Source organism: Chamaesiphon sp. OTE_20_metabat_361 (genome assembly GCF_031364565.1).
On the sequence record NZ_JANLWO010000765.1, the window covers coordinates 1 to 4668 of the forward strand.

Below are 4668 nucleotides of genomic sequence, written 5' to 3' on the forward strand. Positions count from 1 at the left end.
GAGGATTGAGTTATTGCCTGTTTTGACGATCGAGTAAGGCGTGATATTATTTACTTTATTATGTGCTGATTGAATACCACGCCGACGATCGGTTTCGTCGATCGCAGCGATCATGCTATCGGTCATTTTATCTGCATATAAAATTGCTTGTCCGCGAATGTGTCGCGCTGCTCGTCCGATTGTTTGAATTAAAGATCGTGTCGAACGCAAGAATCCTTCTTTATCGGCATCGAGAATCGCGACTAAAGATACCTCCGGTAAATCTAAACCTTCCCGTAATAAGTTTACTCCAATCAACACATCAAACTCCCCATTCCGCAAACCTTGAATAATTTCAATTCGTTCGATCGATTGAATCTCCGAGTGGAGATATTTTACTCGCACACTGCGTTCGTGAAAATATTCAGTCAGATCTTCCGCCATCCGTTTAGTAAGCGTCGTAATCAATACGCGTTCCTCGCGCTTGACGCGATCGCGAATTTCACCGAGTAAATCGTCTACTTGCCCCTCCGTCGGACGCACGAATATTTCTGGATCGATTACTCCCGTCGGACGGATGATCTGTTGGGCGATTCGATCCTCTGAAAGTCCCATTTCCCACTCACCAGGGGTAGCAGAAACAAAAATACATTGATTTACCTTCTCCCAGAATTCATCAGCCTTTAACGGGCGATTATCCGCCGCACTGGGCAAGCGAAAACCGTGATCGATCAGCACTGTTTTGCGCGCTCTGTCGCCATTATACATCCCCCGAATTTGCGGGACAGTGACGTGAGATTCATCGACTACCAATAACCAATCATCATCGAAATAATCCAACAAACATTCCGGCGGATCGCCAGCATTACGTCTTGCTAGATGGCGAGAATAGTTTTCCACCCCATTGCAAAAACCGACTTCGCGCAACATTTCCAAATCGTAACGCGTCCGTTGGTCGATGCGTTGAGCTTCGATTAATTTACCATTAGTTTCGAGTTCAATTATCCGCTGCTTCAATTCCTCATCGATGTCATTACAAGCATCCTGCAACGTATCTTCAGGCGTGACAAAGTGCCGTGCTGGATAGATATTCAAACCACCCACCGTATTCAGAATTTCTCCCGTCACCGGATCGACATAGCGAATTGCTTCAATTTCATCGCCAAAAAATTCTACCCGCACGATCCGATCTTCGTAAGCAGGGCCGATTTCTACTACATCACCACGTACCCGAAAATTACCGCGCTTTAAGTCGATATCATTGCGACTATATTGCACCGAAACTAACTGCCGCAACATCTCCCGCTGGTCGATTTCCATCCCCACCTTCAACGGAATTGCCGCCTTCAGGTATTCAGCAGGCGTGCCCAAACCATAGATACAACTAATCGATGCGACTACGATTACATGCCGATGCTCGAATAACGATCGCGTCGCCGAATGTCGCAGCATATCGATTTCATCATTAATTGCCGATGCTTTTTCAATAAACGTATCACTGACGGCAATATACGCCTCCGGCTGATAATAATCGTAGTAAGAAACAAAATACTCGACGGCATTGTGCGGAAAAAATTGCCGCAATTCGTTACACAATTGCGCCGCTAATGTTTTATTATGGGCTAATACTAATGTCGGCTTCTGATACTGCGCGATCGTGGCTGCGATCGTAAAAGTTTTCCCCGTACCCGTCGCACCGAGCAAAGTCTGAAACTGCTGTTGAGATCTTAACCCAGCCACGAGCTGCGCGATCGCCGCAGGTTGATCGCCAGTCGGTTTAAATGGTGCTTCTAGTTTAAATTCATTATCGTCCATGCCGCTTATCACCACCAGTTACATAGAACAAAAGACCAAATTACCAAAAATCGGTCGTTACATTCTAGCGCAGTTTGATGAAGAAGGGGTAATTGTGTACCAGGCATATCGCCCTGAAATCGGGAATTTTGCAGCGACACACGGCTACTTCGGCGGCGAACACTAACGAATTATAAATTAAGGCGCGGCGATATATTGGTTATGACCACACTCCCACCTCACATCGACGGATCGGTAAACCCAGAGTTCGCTCGATCGCACTTACACCAACTTGTCGAGTGCATCGAGCGAGAATTATTGCCGCAGCTTCAACTCCACAGTAATTCTACCCACAACAATCCAGTGGTGGTAAAGCAGGTACCAAGTCCCTGGCAGAAATTGGGTGCTGGCAATTATGCGGCTGTATTCTCTCATCCCGACTATCCCCAGCAAGTGGTCAAGATTTATGCTCCTGGTATGGCTGGTTTTGAAGAAGAAACTGAGGTGTATCGGCGGCTCGGCACTCACCCAGCTTTCTCGGAATGTCTGTATGCTGGCGCAAATTTCTTGGTACTCAAACGGCTCTATGGAACCACTCTCTATGACAGCGTGCATCAGGGATTAAGTATTCCGCCGCAAGTTATTGCAGATATCGATCGAGCCTTGGATGATGCGCGCAATCGAGGGCTAAATCCCTCCGACGTACATGGGCGGAATGTCATGATGCTTGAAGGCAGAGGATTCGTTGTGGATGTCTCCGACTTTTTACATCAGGGCAATTGCCCCAAATGGCGGCACTTAAAACGAGCTTATTATTGGCTATATCGACCGATTATCCAGCCATTGAAATTGCGTATTCCTTACCCATTGCTAGATGTAGTGCGTAAGAGCTACCGATATTGCTGTCGGCTCCCCTACACCGATCGATTTCTGCCCGATCGAGGCGGACTATAATAGAGCTATCACTAGTCGCTAGGCGATCGTCAGGTCATGCGTGAAACCAGTTATGATGTAGTGCTGTATGGTGCCAGCGGCTTTGTAGGTAAGCAAACTGTCCGGTATTTTGCCGAACGTGCTGGCGCAGAGGTACGGTGGGCGATCGCGGGTCGAGATCGCCACAAGTTAGAATCAGTCAGGGCACAAGTAGGCATCACTGTCGATATTCTCGTCGCCGATAGTCAAGATAAAACCGCCATCGACGCGATCGTGTCCCAGACGCGGGTATTATTGAATACGGCTGGGCCATTTGCGCTGTATGGTGATGCGATTGTCGATGCTTGCGTCCGTTACCGTACTCATTATGTCGATATTACAGGCGAAACGCCGTGGGTAAAGGGATTAATCGATCGCTATCATCTTCAAGCTGCTACCGATGGGACGCGGATTATCCCCTGTTGTGGCTTTGATTCTGTCCCTTCCGATTTGGGTGCTTATTTAGTGGTGCGTTATCTCCAGCGCGAACTGGGTACCAACTGTACTCAAGTCAAAGCTTATTATCAGGCGGCTGGTGGTTTTAATGGCGGTACGCTGGCTAGTGGCTTGAGTATTTACGATCGCGGCGAACTCGATCTAGTTAGCAATCCGTTCCTGCTCAATCCGCCGGAATCTATCCCCACAGATGTAGACAGACATCGCGATCCCACTTCGCCTCAGTATGATGCCGAGATGGAAACTTGGGTTGCGCCATTTTTCATGGGTGTTGTCAATACGCGGATCGTCCGTCGCAGTCAGGCATTATTCGTTCGCGTAGCGTCTCTGGAAGAGAATCGATGGCAAGAACCTTATGGTACAGATTTTAGCTATCAAGAATACTTCAAATTCGACCCGCCGTGGGCATGGCTTCAGTCTGCGGCAATGGTGGGGGGTATGGCGGTAATTGGGGGCGCGATTGCGATCCCAACGCTGCGCTCTCTCCTCGAATCAATTATCCCCCAAGTTGGGAGCGGGCCGACGGAGCAAACGATGAATGAAGGTTGGTTTCGGTGCGAACTGTTGGGATGGGGCAGCCAGGGGCAGCGGGTACGGGGGCTGATTGCCGATGCTGGCGATCCTGGCAATCGCGCGACGGTGAAATTTGTCTGCGAGTCGGCGTTGTGTTTGGCTGTGGATTTCGACAGGCTGCCAGGAGGGGCGCAGCGGGGTGGGATTTTGACGCCTGCGACTGGATTGGGAGATGTATTGGTAGAACGGCTACAGCGGGCAGGAATGCGGCTGGAAGTAGAGCTATTGCGCTAAACCAGAAAATCGTTAGCAGTCAGTCTTCAAGGTCGCTCAAAACGTTTTACTAGCTATCGCCCGTGAGAGTGAGAAAGCATCAGGCTTGCTGACGATCCGAGCGACTTAGAGACTACCCCTCCTTACACCTTTAGGACTACTTGTGTTTAAAAAACATGGTACTTAAGAGAGAGTTCTTTTATAACTAGCTCCTGTAAATTAGTAAGAAGTCAAGCCGATAAGTTAAATCGGTCGTAAGGCAACTATCACACATCTACTCACTCAAGGAGTTCAAACCATGAAATCATCTTCGATCGCATTGCTCAGTGCGGGCATCTTGGCTACCATCATTTCAGTTGTACCCATGTCCCCCGCTGCCGCTCAAACATCAACAGGTACTGGTACTCAAGGTACTGGCACCACTGGAACTACTACTACTCGTTATGAAAATAACCCCAGTGACGATCGAGGTCTGTGGGGCTTGACTGGATTGCTCGGCTTATTCGGATTGATGGGGCGTCGGAAAGAAGAGACTCACAATACTACCCGTCGGGATGACGCACCTGTCTACCGCGACCCTAGCATCCGCTAATTCTGGCTACTTGTCTCTGTCGTAATTTGGCTCCAAGCCATCACAGTCTGACGAATGTTGAACCAGGAAGCTGTATATAAAAGAGAGTG

At 48.8% G+C, this 4668-nt stretch carries 5 protein-coding genes; 4 read left to right on the forward strand and 1 reads right to left on the reverse strand.

The features are described from left to right. On the reverse strand, positions 1 to 1794 hold a 1794-nt coding region (gene uvrB / locus RMO35_RS21630; protein WP_309744171.1), incomplete at its 3' end, for an excinuclease ABC subunit UvrB. Between uvrB and RMO35_RS21635 the strand changes: the two genes are divergently transcribed. From RMO35_RS21635 to RMO35_RS21650, 4 genes are all read left to right on the forward strand, one after another. After that, a complete protein-coding gene (locus RMO35_RS21635; protein ID WP_309744173.1) occupies positions 1793 to 1960 on the forward strand; it encodes a DUF4291 family protein in 168 nt (55 codons plus the stop codon). The genes uvrB and RMO35_RS21635 overlap by 2 nt on opposite strands. A gap of 35 nt (positions 1961 to 1995) precedes the next feature. Beyond that, entirely contained in the window at positions 1996 to 2727 is a 732-nt protein-coding gene (locus RMO35_RS21640; protein WP_309744175.1) for a serine/threonine protein kinase, read from the forward strand. 36 nt (positions 2728 to 2763) lie between these two features. Continuing rightward, positions 2764 to 4008 (forward strand): saccharopine dehydrogenase NADP-binding domain-containing protein, encoded by a 1245-nt coding sequence (locus tag RMO35_RS21645; protein ID WP_309744177.1) that lies wholly within the window; start codon positions 2764 to 2766, stop codon positions 4006 to 4008. Between the two features lie 277 nt (positions 4009 to 4285). Further along, positions 4286 to 4579, forward strand: a complete 294-nt coding sequence (locus RMO35_RS21650; RefSeq protein ID WP_309744179.1) for a WGxxGxxG family protein — start codon at positions 4286 to 4288, stop codon at positions 4577 to 4579. Positions 4580 to 4668: the final 89 nt, after the last annotated feature.